This is a genomic window from Marinomonas communis (assembly GCF_004363305.1).
GTDB lineage: Bacteria > Pseudomonadota > Gammaproteobacteria > Pseudomonadales > Marinomonadaceae > Marinomonas > Marinomonas communis.
The window spans coordinates 458,681-474,584 of sequence record NZ_SNZA01000002.1; the positions used below are offsets into that span (position 1 = coordinate 458,681).

At 46.2% G+C, this 15,904-nt stretch carries 16 protein-coding genes; 4 read left to right on the forward strand and 12 right to left on the reverse strand.

What is annotated here, in order from left to right; translation table 11 throughout:
* The first annotated feature begins 17 nt into the window (after positions 1 to 17).
* Both pstB and phoU read left to right on the forward strand, forming a co-directional pair.
* The gene (gene pstB / locus C8D85_RS08580; protein WP_133561647.1) at positions 18 to 848 is read left to right on the forward strand and encodes a phosphate ABC transporter ATP-binding protein PstB; all 831 of its coding nucleotides are present in this window, start codon (positions 18 to 20) and stop codon (positions 846 to 848) included.
* A 17-nt stretch (positions 849 to 865) separates the two neighbouring features.
* Entirely contained in the window at positions 866 to 1,588 is a 723-nt protein-coding gene (gene phoU, locus C8D85_RS08585; RefSeq protein WP_133561649.1) for a phosphate signaling complex protein PhoU, read from the forward strand.
* Positions 1,589 to 1,647: 59 nt separating this feature from the next.
* Here the strand turns inward: phoU and C8D85_RS08590 are convergent, their stop codons facing one another.
* Genes C8D85_RS08590 through C8D85_RS08600 form a run of 3 tightly spaced genes read right to left on the reverse strand, consistent with a single transcriptional unit; the run spans position 1,648 to position 4,300 of the window.
* Complete coding sequence (locus C8D85_RS08590) at positions 1,648 to 1,986, reverse strand: Hpt domain-containing protein (protein ID WP_133561651.1); 339 nt, start codon at positions 1,984 to 1,986, stop codon at positions 1,648 to 1,650.
* Positions 1,987 to 1,996: 10 nt separating this feature from the next.
* A complete protein-coding gene (locus C8D85_RS08595) occupies positions 1,997 to 3,787 on the reverse strand; it encodes a sensor histidine kinase (RefSeq protein WP_133561653.1) in 1,791 nt (596 codons plus the stop codon).
* A gap of 6 nt (positions 3,788 to 3,793) precedes the next feature.
* Positions 3,794 to 4,300, reverse strand: coding sequence for a putative pterin-binding protein (locus C8D85_RS08600; RefSeq protein ID WP_133561655.1), 507 nt, complete (start codon positions 4,298 to 4,300; stop codon positions 3,794 to 3,796).
* Positions 4,301 to 4,510: 210 nt separating this feature from the next.
* Here C8D85_RS08600 and cysZ point away from each other — a divergent pair, with 210 nt between their 5' ends.
* The gene (gene cysZ, locus C8D85_RS08605; protein WP_133561657.1) at positions 4,511 to 5,281 is read left to right on the forward strand and encodes a sulfate transporter CysZ; all 771 of its coding nucleotides are present in this window, start codon (positions 4,511 to 4,513) and stop codon (positions 5,279 to 5,281) included.
* 9 nt (positions 5,282 to 5,290) lie between these two features.
* Positions 5,291 to 6,121, forward strand: a complete 831-nt coding sequence (locus tag C8D85_RS08610; protein ID WP_244936971.1) for a response regulator — start codon at positions 5,291 to 5,293, stop codon at positions 6,119 to 6,121.
* Between the two features lie 73 nt (positions 6,122 to 6,194).
* On the opposite strand, the gene phoR is transcribed toward C8D85_RS08610, so the two are convergent.
* From phoR to C8D85_RS08655, 9 genes are all read right to left on the reverse strand, one after another.
* A complete protein-coding gene (gene phoR, locus C8D85_RS08615; protein ID WP_133561661.1) occupies positions 6,195 to 7,562 on the reverse strand; it encodes a phosphate regulon sensor histidine kinase PhoR in 1,368 nt (455 codons plus the stop codon).
* A gap of 6 nt (positions 7,563 to 7,568) precedes the next feature.
* Positions 7,569 to 8,264 carry a phosphate regulon transcriptional regulator PhoB gene (gene phoB, locus C8D85_RS08620; RefSeq protein ID WP_133561663.1) on the reverse strand — a complete coding sequence of 232 codons (696 nt, stop codon included), beginning with the start codon at positions 8,262 to 8,264 and terminating at the stop codon, positions 7,569 to 7,571.
* Positions 8,265 to 8,348: 84 nt separating this feature from the next.
* Positions 8,349 to 9,203, reverse strand: a complete 855-nt coding sequence (gene ubiA / locus C8D85_RS08625; protein WP_133561665.1) for a 4-hydroxybenzoate octaprenyltransferase — start codon at positions 9,201 to 9,203, stop codon at positions 8,349 to 8,351.
* A gap of 19 nt (positions 9,204 to 9,222) precedes the next feature.
* Positions 9,223 to 9,783, reverse strand: coding sequence for a chorismate--pyruvate lyase family protein (locus C8D85_RS08630; protein ID WP_133561667.1), 561 nt, complete (start codon positions 9,781 to 9,783; stop codon positions 9,223 to 9,225).
* The gene (locus C8D85_RS08635; RefSeq protein ID WP_244936973.1) at positions 9,780 to 11,048 is read right to left on the reverse strand and encodes an HDOD domain-containing protein; all 1,269 of its coding nucleotides are present in this window, start codon (positions 11,046 to 11,048) and stop codon (positions 9,780 to 9,782) included. Before C8D85_RS08635 ends, C8D85_RS08630 begins: the two co-directional genes overlap by 4 nt.
* Before the next feature lie 109 nt (positions 11,049 to 11,157).
* Complete coding sequence (locus C8D85_RS08640) at positions 11,158 to 11,937, reverse strand: amino acid ABC transporter ATP-binding protein (protein ID WP_133561669.1); 780 nt, start codon at positions 11,935 to 11,937, stop codon at positions 11,158 to 11,160.
* A 24-nt stretch (positions 11,938 to 11,961) separates the two neighbouring features.
* Positions 11,962 to 13,062, reverse strand: a complete 1,101-nt coding sequence (locus tag C8D85_RS08645; protein ID WP_133561671.1) for an amino acid ABC transporter permease — start codon at positions 13,060 to 13,062, stop codon at positions 11,962 to 11,964.
* 10 nt (positions 13,063 to 13,072) lie between these two features.
* Positions 13,073 to 14,245 (reverse strand): amino acid ABC transporter permease, encoded by a 1,173-nt coding sequence (locus C8D85_RS08650; protein ID WP_133561673.1) that lies wholly within the window; start codon positions 14,243 to 14,245, stop codon positions 13,073 to 13,075.
* A 105-nt stretch (positions 14,246 to 14,350) separates the two neighbouring features.
* Positions 14,351 to 15,373, reverse strand: coding sequence for an amino acid ABC transporter substrate-binding protein (locus C8D85_RS08655; RefSeq protein WP_133561675.1), 1,023 nt, complete (start codon positions 15,371 to 15,373; stop codon positions 14,351 to 14,353).
* Between the last annotated feature and the right edge of the window lie 531 nt (positions 15,374 to 15,904).

Genomic DNA, 15,904 nt, shown 5'->3' on the forward strand with positions numbered 1-15,904 from the left:
GGCGGAGAGAGACTATTATGAGCGAAACAACTACACACTCTATCGATATTTCAGCAATGCAACGTAGCCAGCAGGCGCTGCGCATTGAAGACGAAAAAGTTTGTCTTTCCGTTAAAGACTTACACCTTTATTACGGCGAGAAAGAAGCCCTGAAAGGGATCGACATGATCATCCCTGAGAAGAAAGTAACCGCGTTTATCGGCCCATCTGGCTGTGGTAAATCAACGCTGCTACGTTGCTTCAACCGTATGAACGACTTGGTAGACAGCTGTCGTATCACAGGTGAAATCAACCTGCATGACACGAACATCTACGAAAAAGGCACCGACGTAGCCGAGCTACGTCGTCGCGTAGGCATGGTATTCCAGAAGCCAAACCCATTCCCGAAAAGTATCTACGAAAACGTAGCTTACGGCCTACGTATTCAAGGTATCAACAAAAAGCGAGTGATCGACGAAACGGTTGAATGGGCACTGCGCTCAGCGGCGCTTTGGGACGAAGTAAAAGACCGTCTACACGAAAGTGCCCTAGGTATGTCCGGTGGTCAGCAACAGCGTCTAGTGATCGCTCGTACAGTAGCGGTTAAACCAGAAGTGCTTCTATTAGACGAGCCTGCATCAGCACTTGACCCGATCTCTACCTTGAAGATCGAAGAGCTGATTCACCAGCTAAAAGAAGAATTCACGATTGCCATCGTTACCCACAACATGCAACAGGCAGCACGTGTTTCTGACTATACTGCGTTTATGTACATGGGCAACATGGTTGAGTTTGGTGATACCAACAGCCTATTTACCAACCCAACGAAACAGCAAACTGAAGACTACATCACTGGTCGCTACGGCTAGGATAAGGAACGACGATTATGAGAGAGTTAACAGCGGATCATATTTCTCAGCAGTTTAATACCGAGCTTGAGACCCTACGTCAGCACTTTTTAACCATGGGTGGTGTAGTAGAAAATCAGGTAGCGGATGCTATTCATGCGCTACTTGAAAGCGACGGCAGCCTAGCTGAAGAAGTGAAAGCAAAAGACGCAACCGTCAACCAGCTTGATGGCATCATTGATGAAGAATGTACGCGCATCCTGGCAAAGCGCCAGCCTGCGGCAACCGACTTACGAATGATCCTATCGATCAGTAAAGCGGTTGGTGAACTAGAGCGTATGGGCGATGAAGCGAAAAAGATTGCTAACCATGCCTTGAAGCTGATCAATGAAGGCGAGTCGCCACGTGGTTACGTGGAAATCAGCCGTATCGGTCAGTTAGTAACGCGCATGGTACGTGAAAGTCTTGATGCGTATGCGCGTTTGGATATTGATCTAGCGGTCAGTGTTGCTAAAGCCGATCGTACTGTCGATCTTGAATACAAAACAGCGATCCGTTCTTTGATCACTTACATGATGGAAGATCCACGTTCGATTGGTCGTGTATTCAATGTTATTTGGATTCTGCGCTCACTTGAGCGTATCGGTGACCACTCACGTTCCCTTTGCCAGCACTTGGTGTACTTGATTAATGGTGTCAACGTGCGTCATATGCCTGCAGAGCAGCTTGAGAAAGTGGCTCAGGACGACAAAAAAATCTAGTGATGAATGTCTTGCACTAGGTGACTAAAGGGCTGATTTATCAGCCCTTTTTGCATTGTTTAGTTGTTAAGAAGAGCGTCTAGTTCCGCCACTTCTTGATGATAGGATGTTTGTGCTGCTTGGTATAAAGCGGCTAATTGTGATGTTTGTTGCTGTGTCGCCAAGGCTTCTAACTGGGCGAACACTTCTGCGACGCCACTCAGTGCGAGGTTTGAGCTGGCAGACTTTAAGGAGTGACTCAACTGTTCAATGGTCGCAAAGTCTCCCGTTTCAATCGCGTCACCAAGCGCTAATAGCTTAGGCTCACTGTCTTCTATGTAGCTGCGCTGAACCTTCTGCAGTGTCTCTTTGCCGATAATATCGTGTAATGTTTTTAGTTGTACTTGATCGACGGCCATTTAAAAGTCCTTATCCTAAAATTGTTTGCAGCTGAACTGGGGTAATAGGGTATTGAAAGCGCCTAACGGACGATAGCTCGGGGTGGGCTTGAGACAGCGCTTGAGAAAGGACTAATTCAACGCCTTGTTCTTGTAGGTTCATACACCTGTCTCGCTGTTCCGCACTAAGGGGCAAGAGCTGATTAATGAATAAAACTTTGAATGGTAGCTCTTCAGAGAGCATCAAATAATCGCTCAGTTGGCTTTCTGTGACGCTAGATACTTGACTAATAAAAGGTCGGAGGGCATTGACTAACGCTTGGTCAAGTAACCCACCAGTTTCTAGAACTGCAATATGTGTGTCGTATACAGTGTGTTCAGTGGATCCATCATGAGACTCTTCTATGCCCATGGGTAGATCAATCCAGATCTCAGAGCCCTTGCCTTTTGAGCTAGTGAAGTGCAGCTCTCCATGTAGTGCACTGATTAAAAAGTGGCAGAAAGTGAACCCCATACCCATTAGTTGGATCTGATTCATGACCGTATTATTCGGGTTATGGGGGTTGTTACGCAACCCATCTTGAACTGACTCCGGAAGTCCCTCGCCATTGTCACGAATGCTGATCTGCACCATGCGAAGCGCGCGTTGCCGTGAACGTTTTGGCAAATTCATAATAGGTAAGGTAGAGGGACGCAATTGGATCAATAGATCTGCTCCCTGACAATAGGGGGCAAGGTGATTGAGTAAAGTGATCAGTATTTCATGTAGCCGACTGAAGTCGGTTTCAACTTGGTCTGCCAGACGTGAATCTACACAACATAGAGCGCGAATACGGTAAGTAGACATGGTTTGAACTAAACTGTCGACACTATGACTCAAGTGTTTACGCAGACTATCTTGGCTGAGTTGAGGCTGTAACTGATTGGCTTCTATCAGAGTGAGGTCGTGATAGCAGTCCAGCTGTGTCAGCATTTGCTGATGGTTGCTAGTGATCCGCTCTAAAGCGATGCGCAGGTCTTCAGGCAGAGACTGCTGCAGCAACGAGGCACTGCTATTTAGAGTCCCCATCAGGGAAGGTTTCAGCTCTGAGCTAATACGCCTTACGATTTCGAATTTAGCCGCTTGGACATCTTTGACCCGCTTTTCCAAGCGAAGATTACGTTTAAAAGCACGTTCAAGCTTTTTCGAAAGTTTGAAGGTGATCAGCAATAGGGCAGCGGAAAGACCCAGCAAGACCATCGAAATGATTTGAATGAACTGAAGCTGCGAATCTAATTCACCTCGTTTACCTGTTACATAATCGTTAGCACCTTGATTGACGATCACGACAAAGTCCGTCACTTGAGAGTCCAATGCTCTTAGGCGTTCTACCAAAATGGGTATTTGATCAAGTTTGCCCTGCTCAAGGTGCTCGATGTTTAAACTGATGAGTTCCAACTCACCAGAAATTATGTTCAGCAGACGCGTGGCACGGCCATTGGCAAAACTTCGAATATGTCGCCCAAGATCTCCTTTACGTAGTAAATCTACACGACTTAACACTAGATCGTATTGGAAATACGCATTGCCTTGTAAAGGCAGATCCCTTTCAGTGATGCCTGATAGGTAATCCATCAAACGGTATGTCTGCAGTTGTAGCTGCAGTGAATGCCAGCGGGAGCTATCAAACACTTGACGAGCGTTTAAGCGGGCACTGCTGTCAGCCAGAGGGATCAGCAAAAAGGTCAGCAGTGAAGACACCAGCACACATAACAGTAATAGCTTTCCAAGCGAACGCTCGAAAAAGGAAATGGGCGGTTGCGTAACATGACCTTTATCCATCAAATGCTATGGCTCCATGACTTTTAAGCTTTGAATCTGCCAAATGGAACGGCCATAGTATGCTTCATTACGCAACTCTGGATGTTGGTCAAAATTGTAAATGACCATCAATGGTCCCTTGTTGCGGACCGGAATCGGCTTGCCATCCATTTCATAGGCGATAATCGTATCCCAGTCTTCGAAATCCGACATCGGGATCTCAGTAATGTATTGGTTAAAAGCGGTTAGACGTATCAAGTCACCACGTGACTTCAGCAACGCAAGTAGATCTTTGGGGTTGAAGCCAACATAATGATGCTCACCTTCTTCCCAAGGGTTATGGGTAGTAATTTCGTGGGCTGGGAGCTGCTTGAGCATGGCTAAATCGAACTGAGCCAATGGGCGCTCTGGGACATTGGTGTGATCGATAGCGCCAGAAACGGTTAATACGACTCGGCCTGTTGGAGCATCGATGGCAGCAAAAGTTGCACTAGAAAGGCCAAATAGGAGTATCCAAATAGCAAAACGTTTCATCTTTTTAATCCGATGTTTTGGGTGATGTTTTTTTGATCGACATTTAAAGTGTATCAAATTTCCTTGGATGGGCTAGAACAAATCCCTGTGATCAGGATCAAAAGCAAAAATCTAGAGCCGTACAGATTGATAATCCCGCCACATTGGAAAATATGCTTAAATAAACGCACCCTTTTAGCTATCAGATGTTTATAAGAGGAAACTCATTTCGTGATTACTCACCCGTTTAGTGCCATAAGCGCGTTCGCAAAGGCTTTACCTCTATTGCTGTCGCGTCGTTTGCGACTGTTCTTGCTCGCCCCCATACTCGCCAATATTGCTTTAATGGGCCTTTTGTATACCGTTGCGTTGAGCTATATGGGGATCGCAGTGGATGAGATAATGGGCTATGTCCCTGAATGGATGTCGTTTTTAAACTGGCTGTTTTATGTCTTGCTAAACATTGCCATTGGTTTGCTGATGTTTTACAGCTTTTCTGTGGGCGTTAATATTTTGGCTGCACCCTTTATGGCGTTTCTCGCAGAAAAAGTGGAAGAGCACCAAACAGGCAAGCAGTTCGATGAAGATTTTAGTGCCATGGGGCTTATGAAGATTGCAGGGCGAAGCCTGAAGCGAGAGCTGCAAAAGCTCGCGTATTTTATTCCGCGTTTTTTAGGGCTGTTGCTGTTGTCGTTCATCCCTGTGGTAAACGTGGTGACATCGGTGCTGATTGTGATGTTTTCTGCGTGGATGTTGGCGTTACAGTACATGGACTACGCTTTTGATAACAATAAAGTGCCGTTTCACGATATGCGTGCTGCACTTCGCGAAAAGCCGCTTCTATGTTGGACATTCGGCTTTATCGTTATGTTAGGGGTGACCATTCCCTTCTTGAACTTATTTGTCATGCCGATAGCGGCGGTAGCAGCGACCTTGTTATGGATTAAGTTGTTTAGCGAGCGCTTTGTTAATTATGCGGATTTGCTGTCTCAGACGCGATAGGAGCTTATTTTGAAAATTTTGGTAGTCGATGATGCTTCGTTTACTCGAGACCTTATTAAACGCACTCTAAGAAAGCGCTTTCCTTCTGTGACAGTAGAGGAAGCAGTCAATGGCCGAAAGGCGCAGCAACTGCTGCAAAAAGTGCCATTTGATATGGTGCTTTGTGACTGGGAAATGCCAGAAATGACAGGGGTAGAGCTGCTGCAATGGTGTCGTGAGCAACCTAATTACAAGAAAGAAGCATTACCCTTTGTGATGATCACCAGCCGTGGCGATAAGTCTCATGTCGTGGAAGCGGTACAGTCGGGTGTGACGGACTATTTGGGAAAGCCATTTTCGGCAGAGCAACTTATTCAGAAAGTACAGTCGGCGGCAAAACGACACGGTATTGAGAAGAAGCTTGGTGCACCAGCAAAGGCTCCTTCTGGCAGCACAGGCGGTGTTGCCTCTGGCTCATTAGATGTTTTGATGGCGGGAAATGCTTCGGCTAAGGCTGCTCCGACGCCTAAGATAACTAACCCTGAGGCATCCTCTAAAGACGTTAAAATCCCAACCAAAGTACGTTTTGCGGGCAAGGAGTTCCGTTGCATGGTGGTACATTTTGCCAAGGATGAGGCCACTATGTTGATCAAGAGTGACGATGTGATTCCAACGGTACTGGATCAAGCGGTCTTGGACTTATCCCATGACAAGCAAGTAAACCGTTTGAATTATTATGTTCAGGCGGTGGCGACCACTGAGAAGAAAGCTGATTCCGCATTCTTAACCGTCACCTTATCTCTGATTGACCAAGACGCTGAGAAAGAAGCGTTCATTAGTCGTCTATTTCAGTCTTTATAAGTGCCAATAGTAGGTGTCCTATTCAGCCGCACCCAGAGAATACTAGAGGCGGCTGATTAGACTGAGAGTCTATTTAAGGCTGAGATGGTTCTTGCTCGACGGAAGTAGCGTGACTGTCTGGGGCGTCACTGGCCACGGTTGCGAGTAAGGCTTCTTGGCGCACGCGGTCAGTCGGGAAGTGACAAGAGAATGTACTACCCACACCAGGCTGGCTGCGGATTTGCAGCTTGGCATTGTGGTGTATCAGTACATGCTTGACGATCGCAAGCCCCAGTCCTGTGCCGCCAGTACCGGACCCTCGTCCCTTGTCTACTCGGAAGAAACGTTCGGTTAAACGAGGAATATGGCGCGGATCGATACCAAGTCCTTGGTCGTCTACTGAAAAAATGCCACTGAATTCATTTTGCACCCATTGCACTTCAATGTGACCTCCTTCAGGAGAGTACTTGATAGCGTTGAAGACAAGGTTTGAAAACGCGCTGTAAAGCTCGTTATAGGCGCCATAGATATAGCTGTTTTCAGGAATATCAAAACTCAGTTTATGGCTGTCAGAAAGCGTTGGTAATGCGGTTTTCTTAATCGTCTCACACAAGTCCTCAAGCTTTAGCCATTGATGGGCTTCTCGCTTATCGTTGGTCTCTAACCGAGAGAGCAACAATAGGTCTTCAATTAGATGCTCCATACGCAGTGACTGATCGCTCATATTCACGATACCACGCTGCATGGATTGCGGCAGACTGTCTTTAAACATCGATAATGTTTCAAGGTAGCCTTTGATGACCGTTAAAGGTGTTTTCAGCTCATGTGAGGCGTTGGCGACAAAGTCTTTACGCATCTGCTCCAGTAGGTGCAAACGTGTCACATCTCGTACGAAAATCAGATGATCGTTTTGATCATACAGTGTGGTTTGTACTTCTAGGTACACCCCTTCTTTTGATGGCGACTTCATAACCAAAGGCTCGCCAAAGCGCTTTTGCGTGAAGTATTTAAAGAAGTCTGGGTTACGCAGAATGTTGGTGATTGGTTGACCTCGGTCCACCGGACGCTGCAAGCCTAATAGCAATCCGGCGGAGTTATTCCACCATTCTAAATTGCCATTACTGTCGGCCATGATGACGCCTTCTTTCAGCGCGGCCGTTGAATTTTCGATTCGGTTGAGCGCTTGGCGCATGCGACGCTTAGATTTGCGTTGTTTCTTTTGCAGACGGTAGACCGCATCGAAAATCTCCCCCCAGATGCCAGTGGCTTCAGGAGGCGCTGCTTTGCCGGAGCGGCGCAGCCAAGAATGAAATTGATACAATTGGTACAGCTGCCAATACAGTGTACCGAGTGTATAAATCAAAACGAGTGCGAGAATGTGGCCCAGTACGAAACCGATGGTGATCACAGCCATCAGTCCAATAATCCATGTAATGAAAGCTCGTTGCCAAGTTCGCTTCATAAAATCTTATGCCGTGCGTTTTGCCGAAAAACGGTAACCTGTTCCGCGGACGGTTTGAATCAAAAAGTCATGGGTTTCACCAATGGCTTTACGTAGGCGACGAATATGTACATCAACCGTACGTTCTTCTACGTAAACGTTACCGCCCCAGACTTGATCAAGCAACTGTGCGCGAGAATAGGCACGTTCTTGATGTGTCATGAGGAATTTTAACAAACGGTATTCCGTTGGCCCCATTTCGATGGGGGTGGTACCAATTGAAACACGCTGGCTGATGGGATCAAGCAATAAGCCTTCTACTTCAATTGGGTCATCGACACCTTGAGGTGTCGCTCGACGAAGCACAGCCTTCAAGCGCGCGACCAATTCACGTGGTGAGAATGGCTTAGTGATGTAATCATCCGCACCCACTTCGAGGCCTTGGATTTTATTGTCTTCTTCACTTTTCGCAGTCAACATAATCACTGGAATTTCTGCTGTCGTCGCATCTTTCTTCAAACGACGAGTGAGCTCGACACCGCTGCCTCCGGGCATCATCCAGTCGACTAAAACCAAGTCAGGACGATGATCTACGATCATTTCATGCGCCTGTTGGCTATTTTCCGCTTCCATGTATTCATAGCCAGCCATTTCCAGCGCGACGGCTATCATCTCGCGGATTGGTGCTTCATCATCAATAATCAGTACTTTTTTACCGGTCACAGGACATACCCTCATCTCAGGAACGGTAGATATTAAAGCCGCTAAATATGACAACTGTGTTAAATTGTCATATCAGTGCCATATTCAAATGTAATAGCTCAGTAATAATCCTGCAAATAGGCAGTAGCCAACGCGGTTATTATCTAAAAAGGATTTAAAGCAGGCTTGGCGCTCACGATCTTTGGCTTGCTGGTACTGCTGGTAAAACAGCCAAACAGCGATGAGTAAGCTGATAAAGTAGGGTGCACTTAGCTCAGCGAGCACCCCAATCCACATCATGAGAGACAAGGTTAATCCTTGTAACACTAATATCACGAATAGGTCATAACGACCAAATAAGATGGCGGTCGATTTAATACCTACCTTTAGATCATCTGGGCGATCTGTCATGGCGTAGTAAGTATCGTACGCAATGGTCCAGAAACTATTGGCAACAAATAACATCCATAGTTCAGGATCCTGTAAACTACCCCCCTGTGCGCTGTATGCCATCGGAATGGCCCAAGAAAAGGCCAACCCAAGAAACAGTTGCGGTAAGTGAGTGTAACGTTTCATAAACGGGTAGAGCGCCGCTAGAAACAAGCCAACAAACGACAAAAGAATGGTTTTCCAGTCGGTCAGCAGCACTAATACAAAGCTTAATAATGACAACCCTGCAAACAATAATAGGGCTTCTTTTTCGCTCACACGGCCCGATGGAAGTGGACGGTTTTTTGTTCGGTCGACAAAACCGTCAACCTTACGGTCAGCAAAGTCATTAATGACACAGCCTGCTGAGCGCATACTGAAAACACCCAGTACGAAAATGATGACTAGATGCCATTCAGGCCAGCCATCTGCAGCAAGCCACAGAGCCCATAATGTTGGCCACATCAGTAGTAAAGAGCCGATCGGTCGATTAAAGCGAGTTAAGTCTGCGTAGTCTTGTAGTTTACTCATGATGTTACATCTTATGGGTTTAAAGTTGTCCTGCGGCTTTGGTTGCTTTGCCGATAGCAGGGTAGAACGCTTCATTGACGAGAATACCTGGGCCAAATTCAATAAATACGGAGCGCCGTGCCCATAATGCTTCGTGGCTGTTTTGGATCAGGCCAGCAGGCAATTTTACAACTTCTGTTGGGCTGCGTCGCAGGGCTTTAGACTGATAAACATAACCTCCCAATGGTTGGCTTCCAAGGTAGGGAAGGTATCGCCATGAGCCCTTCAATGAGCGGGCGGGAATAATTGAGCGAGCATAGACGACGGGTTCATTGTCTAAATACAGAATCACGGAACGAACTCGCGCTGTTTCACGAGACTTGAGACGTAATCGAATACGTTCCCTAGGGGTTGGAGATTGCCAGCGATCTTCGAGTACTTCGACACGTAGCTTACCCGCATGTCGAAGCTTAGCGGTGATCGAAAATCGCGTAATTAACCAAGGAAATATGTCTTTGGGTATGGCTGATCGACGAACCTGTGCAATGGCGTGCCAGCGATAGTCTAGTTGCTGTGTTTTTTTTGAATCGAGCAGGTTCATTTAGATCCGCTTATTAAATCCACCATCTTTGATAACTCGCTGGAAGAACTGATGACTTTGTGATGACTTGAGGTCGCATCATCCTCTGAGATACCTAGCGCTTCGAGCAACGCTGCATTCGGCTGCTCATCATTAAACAACTGATGACATAACTGCAAGGCCAAAGCGAGTTTGCAATGGGGGCCTTCATAGTCAGGGCTTTTGCTGTAGCGTACTGCAGTGTAAATGCTTTCAGGTAGACCCCAATGCTTTAGCAGCCAAGCGCCAAGCTGTTCCTTCGTAAATCTTAAGGTCTGCATTTCAATAATATCAGAAGACAAGTGAGCATTGGCTTCAATGTAGCGCGACAAAATGCCAAAGTGAGGGGGTAACACAACGGCGATGGCTAAATAGCCAAAGTTATGGAGTAAACCTGCCAAATATGCATGTCCTAAACGAGGACGGTCGCCACTGGGCATTTTGCGAACCAATTCTTCCATCAAGACCGCGTGAGAAACTGCACTAAACCAAAAATCTTCGTAATGTCGAGGTCCATTTTTGGGTAATTGGAAAGCACTCCCCATAGACAGGCCGAGGGCGAGGTTCATCACCATATCAAAGCCTAATACCCTAATAATGGCATCTTCGACCGATTCAATTTCCCCGCGTACCCCATAATAAGGTGAAGAGGCCCAACTGATGACTTGTGCAGACAAAGAAGGATCCAGACTGATTACATCACATAGATCGTCTGTACCTGCATTTTCATTGGAGCATAGTTGAATGATGCGGTGCGAAGAGGCTGGCAGAGGAGGGATTTCTAAGGTTTCTTCGAGACGTTGTTGCAAACGCATGGATTGGAATTTACCTAGTGCCGCCAGCATTTGTTGTGCATCTTGGTTCTGCTCAGACGCAGGTTTTTCAATTGACTTCAACGGTATAGCAATTTGCTCATAGCGAGTCAGTGGTCCTTCAAATCGTGAGAGAAATTCTGTGTGCGTAAAGTCTTTATACGGATGCTGCGCGCTGCTACGAAGTTCAATAACGTCGCTGTTATGTAATGAATCGTCGATAATCGTGTTGCAGGCATTAGGTTTTACGAGGGGGTCACCTTCTACATTATAATTTGCGACAGGGTCAAAACGCCGTTTTGTTAAGCGCGATAAAGCGGCCATATCCAGCATACTTTCGTATGGGAAAATAACCTGTAGCTTTCCTGTGTGGTCGGCTAAATGAACGATCCTTACCCGAGTGCGAATCGGTTGTTCGATGGCTTGCTCAGACACTCTACATCCCCAAGTGAATTATACTACTTCTAATATTAGGGCATGATTAACAAAATGAAAAAGCCCCATACGGGGCTTTTTAGTCGTGTTTGAGCGAAATAGCAAATGATTAGTGGTTCAAAATTTGGCTCAAGAACAATTGTGTACGGTCATGTTGCGGGTTCTCAAAGAACTCATGTGGCGTATTCGCTTCTACAATTTCTCCGGCATCCATGAATACCACACGGTCGGCAACGGTTTTCGCGAAGCCCATTTCGTGGGTTACACAGACCATGGTCATGCCTTCATCCGCTAGCTGGATCATAACGTCCAATACTTCCTTGATCATCTCTGGATCAAGTGCAGAGGTTGGCTCATCGAACAGCATGATGCGCGGTTTCATACACAAGCCACGAGCAATCGCTACACGTTGCTGCTGACCACCAGAAAGCTGACCTGGGTACTTATTTGCTTGGTTAGCGATTTTTACACGCTCCAAGTAATGCATTGCCATGGCTTCCGCTTCTTTCTTAGGCATTTTACGAACCCAGATTGGCGCAAGTGTCAGGTTTTCAAGGATGGTCAAGTGCGGGAACAAGTTAAAGTGCTGGAACACCATGCCCACGTCTTTACGAATCGCTTCAATGTTTTTTAGGTTATCGTTCATCTCGATACCATCGACCAAAATTTGGCCCTTTTGGTGTTCTTCTAGACGGTTGATACAGCGAGTCATTGTTGATTTACCGGAACCTGATGGTCCACAGACAACGATACGCTCACCTTTTTTAACGCTGAAGTTGATGTTTTTTAGTACGTGGAATTCACCGTACCACTTGTTTACATCGCTAAATTGAATGATTGCTTCTTCGCCCGGCTCAAGTTGGGCAAGTGCCATATTTTGTTCTGTCATGTGTAAAGGCCTCAAATTCTCTTATTAATTCCGCTTGTGTCCGGTATCTAACTTACGCTCAACCGCCATAGAGTAGCGGGACATACCGAAGCAGATAGCCCAATATACAAAGCCTGCGAAGGCATAACCTTCAGTCGTCGTTCCTAGCCAGTTGGCATCGTGGTTTGCCATCTGGATGATGCCTAAGAAGTCGAACATACCCACGATGTAAACCAGCGTGGTGTCTTTAAATAGACCGATGAAAGTGTTCACAATACCTGGGATAACCAGTTTCAATGCTTGTGGCAAAATTACCAGAATCATTGATTGCCAGTAGGTAAGTCCCATGGCATCAGCGGCCTCATACTGACCTTTCGGAATGGCCTGTAGGCCACCACGAATTACCTCAGCCATGTAGGCTGCAGAGAACAAGGTAATACCGATTAGAACACGTAGAAGCTTGTTAAAGTTCATGCCGTCTGGCAGGAACAATGGAATCATCACCGACGCCATGAACAAGATTGTGATCAAAGGTACGGCACGAATGGTCTCGATAAAGATGACACAAACAGATTTCGCTACTGGCATTTTAGACTGGCGACCTAGCGCCAAAATAATACCCAGTGGGAAAGATGCTACGATACCGATGATACCCAGCAGCATGGTCAAGAATAGACCACCCCAAAGCGACGTTTCTACCACTTCTAAGCCCAGCACACCGCCAGCGAATAAGAAGTAGGCGATGATCGGGTAGACCACGATGATGGCAATCGACAGCAATAGCTTATTGATCGCTTTGATGGCAAACATGCCCACCAGAACCACCAGCAAAATCGCTGCTACATTGACACGCCAATATTCCGTCGCTGGGTACAGTCCGTACATGAACTGATCGAAACGAACCCTAATGAACGCCCAACAAGCGCCACCAGCAGTACAAGCGGCTTTTGATGTGCCTTCCCATGTTGCGTCAAAGACCGCCCACTCTAGAGCAGGAGGGATTAACAAATAAAGAATGTAAAAGCTGAAGAACGTTAAAAAGATGTTCAGCGGTGAAGAGAAAAAGTTTTTACGAACCCAAGCGACCGGACCGACAGCATTACTCGGTGGTGGTAGGCTAGGAGAAGGTTTAAATTCAATCGCCATGTGTGCCCCCTTATCGCTCAATTAATGACATTTTCTTGTTGTACCAGTTCATAAAGACTGAAATGGACAAACTTAAAGAACCGTAAACCAACATACATAAACCGATGGTCTCAATAGCCTGACCAGTTTGGTTCAATGTGGTACCCATAACAACGGCTACTAGCTCTGGGTAGGCAATGGCTGCACCCAAAGAAGAGTTCTTTGCAAGGTTCAAGTATTGGCTTGTTAGTGGTGGAATGATAACGCGTAGTGCCTGCGGCAATACGATCAAGCGCTGTGTCAAACCGTCAGGTAAGCCCAATGAGCGCGATGCTTCCGTCTGTCCCCAGTTCACAGACAAAATACCTGCACGTACGATTTCAGCAATGAACGCGCCTGTGTACGTAGACAATGCGACTAGCACAGCAACAAACTCAGGTACCAGTACCATACCGCCTGTTACGTTAAATCGGCTCTTAGTTGGGGCATCAAATTCTACTGGAGAGCCTGCAAGGAAGTAGAACACAACCGTGCCAACAATAATGATCGCCAAAGATGTCCAGTAGGCAGGGAACCAAACGCCGGTTTGCTTTTGGCGTTTTTTAGCCCAAACGACTAGGGCAATGGCTGCCATGACACACGCTAGGAAGCCAAAGATGACGACACCAAATCCGTCTTGTGCAATCGGCTCCGGTGAGTAAATACCACGTTTGTTTAGGAAGAAATCACCAAAAATTATGCTATCGCGTGGATGTGGCAAAGTTGCGAGTACGGCAAAGTACCAGAAGAACATTTGTAACAGTAATGGGATGTTACGCAATGTTTCGATATAAACCGTCGCTAAACGCGCGACCAGCCAGTTTTGTGATAAACGTGCCAGACCCATGACCACACCGATCACAGTAGCCAAGATAATCCCCATTAAGGAAATCAAAATGGTATTGATCAATGCGACTAAAAAGGCACGGCCGTATGAATTGGCCTCAGTGTATTCAATAAGGTGGATCAGGATTGGGAAGCCAGCTGGTTCGTTTAAAAAGGCGAAACCAGTCGAGATCCCTTGATTTTCAAGGTTCGCTTGAAGGTTATGGAATAAGTAATAACCCACAGCGACCACAGCAATTAGGAGCACAGCTTGAAACAGCATGGCGCGGTTGCCAGCATCGTTCAAGAAGCTCGTATTCGTCGTTGTTTTTTCGCTCATCTTGGTTCAGGCAATGAAATGCTCGTCAGATGTAAAATCGGAAGGGGGTACCCAGCGGCATCTGCCGCTGGGTTTAATCCCTGGTAGGTAAGGGATGGATACGTATTAACGTACTGGTGGCGCGTATAGAACGCCGCCTTCAGTCCATAGGTTGTTTACGCCACGTGGTAGACCTACAGGAGTGTTAGGACCAACGTTACGCTCGAACACTTCACCGTAGTTACCTACTTCAGCGATGATGTTGTAAGCCCAGTCAGCGTTTAGACCTAGTGCTTCACCCATGTTACCTTCAGCGCCTAGTAGACGACGGATACCTGGGTCAGTTGACTCAGACTTGATCTTAGCAACGTTCTTAGAAGAGATGCCCATTTCTTCAGCGTTAATCTGAACGAATAGCGCCCAAGTAACGATGTCTTTCCACTGGTTGTCGCCGTGACGAACAACAGGGCCTAGAGGCTCTTTAGAAATTGTTTCAGGTAGGATTACGTGTGCAGCAGGATCAGACAGCTTAGAACGGTGAGCTGCTAGACCTGATTTATCAGTAGTGAATACGTCACAACGACCAGATGCGTAAGCAGCAAGTGCTTCGTCCGCTTTCTGTACAATTACTGGAACGTATGAAAGCTGGTGCTTACGGAAGAAGTCAGCCATGTTCAATTCAGTTGTTGTACCTTGCTCAGTACAAACCGTTGCACCGTCAAGTTCCATTGCAGAAGATACACCTAGATCTTTACGCACCATGAAACCTTGGCCGTCGTAGAAGTTTGTCGTAGTGAAGTCTAAACCTAGAGACGTATCACGAGTATAAGTCCAAGTCGTGTTACGAGATAAAACATCGATTTCGCCTGATTGTAGAGCTGTGAAACGCTCTTTCGCAGAAAGTGGTGTGAATTTTACTTTTTGCGCATCGCCAAAAATTGCTGCTGCGGTTGCACGACATGCATCTACGTCGATACCTGTCCAGTTACCTGCATCATCAGCGTTTGAAAATCCTGGAACACCCTGACTCACGCCACACTGAACAAAGCCTTTTGCTTTTACATCGTCCAATGTTGCTGCTGCAGCACCGGTACTGATCGTTGCCGCTACTGCTGCGGTGGTTAGAATTTTACCAACGTTCGATTTCATGATTTTGCCTCCAGGCGTTACGTTACTAGTTGTTATGTTTGCAAAGTTGAATCCACTGAAGATTCGTTTAATTCACTTTCAATTAACTTTAAAGCAATTAGCTTGCCAACATTTTTAATTGTTTTTGTTGTTTCTCTAGTCTAGTGCAATCTTCTGAATTAGCACGGAACTACCCTATGGAATTACTGTTTGCCCCCTTTCGTCAAGCTGAAATCACTGGTTTTGTGCGAATTTTTTCCTTTTTTGGGGTGCTTTAATAACTATAGAGCAATATCTTTCTTTATTCTGATAGTTTTTTGTTATTTTGTGTTGATTTGGTGCGTGAAATTATTTTTACGCACTCGAATAATGCAAAAATCAACCAGTTTCTGATGGATAAACATACAAAATAGCGTAAATAGATATTTTATGGTGCTATTTGATGCTTTTTGTTTGGATTTGGTGCGACGTTTTTATCTTGGCTGACCAAATGGTTCAGTTTAGCTTATTTTTCCTAAGGTATTTGCCACGTGATAGAATCGCGCTAAATTA

What these genes read in the sequence shown, in the direction of transcription:
- pstB (WP_133561647.1), top strand. Translation starts at nt 18, where the DNA reads ATGAGCGAAACAACTACACACTCTATCGATATTTCAGCAATGCAACGT.
- phoU (WP_133561649.1), top strand. Translation starts at nt 866, where the DNA reads ATGAGAGAGTTAACAGCGGATCATATTTCTCAGCAGTTTAATACCGAG.
- C8D85_RS08590 (WP_133561651.1), bottom strand. Translation starts at nt 1,986, where the DNA reads ATGGCCGTCGATCAAGTACAACTAAAAACATTACACGATATTATCGGC.
- C8D85_RS08595 (WP_133561653.1), bottom strand. Translation starts at nt 3,787, where the DNA reads ATGGATAAAGGTCATGTTACGCAACCGCCCATTTCCTTTTTCGAGCGT.
- C8D85_RS08600 (WP_133561655.1), bottom strand. Translation starts at nt 4,300, where the DNA reads ATGAAACGTTTTGCTATTTGGATACTCCTATTTGGCCTTTCTAGTGCA.
- phoR (WP_133561661.1), bottom strand. Translation starts at nt 7,562, where the DNA reads ATGAAGCGAACTTGGCAACGAGCTTTCATTACATGGATTATTGGACTG.
- ubiA (WP_133561665.1), bottom strand. Translation starts at nt 9,203, where the DNA reads ATGAGTAAACTACAAGACTACGCAGACTTAACTCGCTTTAATCGACCG.
- C8D85_RS08630 (WP_133561667.1), bottom strand. Translation starts at nt 9,783, where the DNA reads ATGAACCTGCTCGATTCAAAAAAAACACAGCAACTAGACTATCGCTGG.
- C8D85_RS08640 (WP_133561669.1), bottom strand. Translation starts at nt 11,937, where the DNA reads ATGACAGAACAAAATATGGCACTTGCCCAACTTGAGCCGGGCGAAGAA.
- C8D85_RS08645 (WP_133561671.1), bottom strand. Translation starts at nt 13,062, where the DNA reads ATGGCGATTGAATTTAAACCTTCTCCTAGCCTACCACCACCGAGTAAT.
- C8D85_RS08650 (WP_133561673.1), bottom strand. Translation starts at nt 14,245, where the DNA reads ATGAGCGAAAAAACAACGACGAATACGAGCTTCTTGAACGATGCTGGC.
- C8D85_RS08655 (WP_133561675.1), bottom strand. Translation starts at nt 15,373, where the DNA reads ATGAAATCGAACGTTGGTAAAATTCTAACCACCGCAGCAGTAGCGGCA.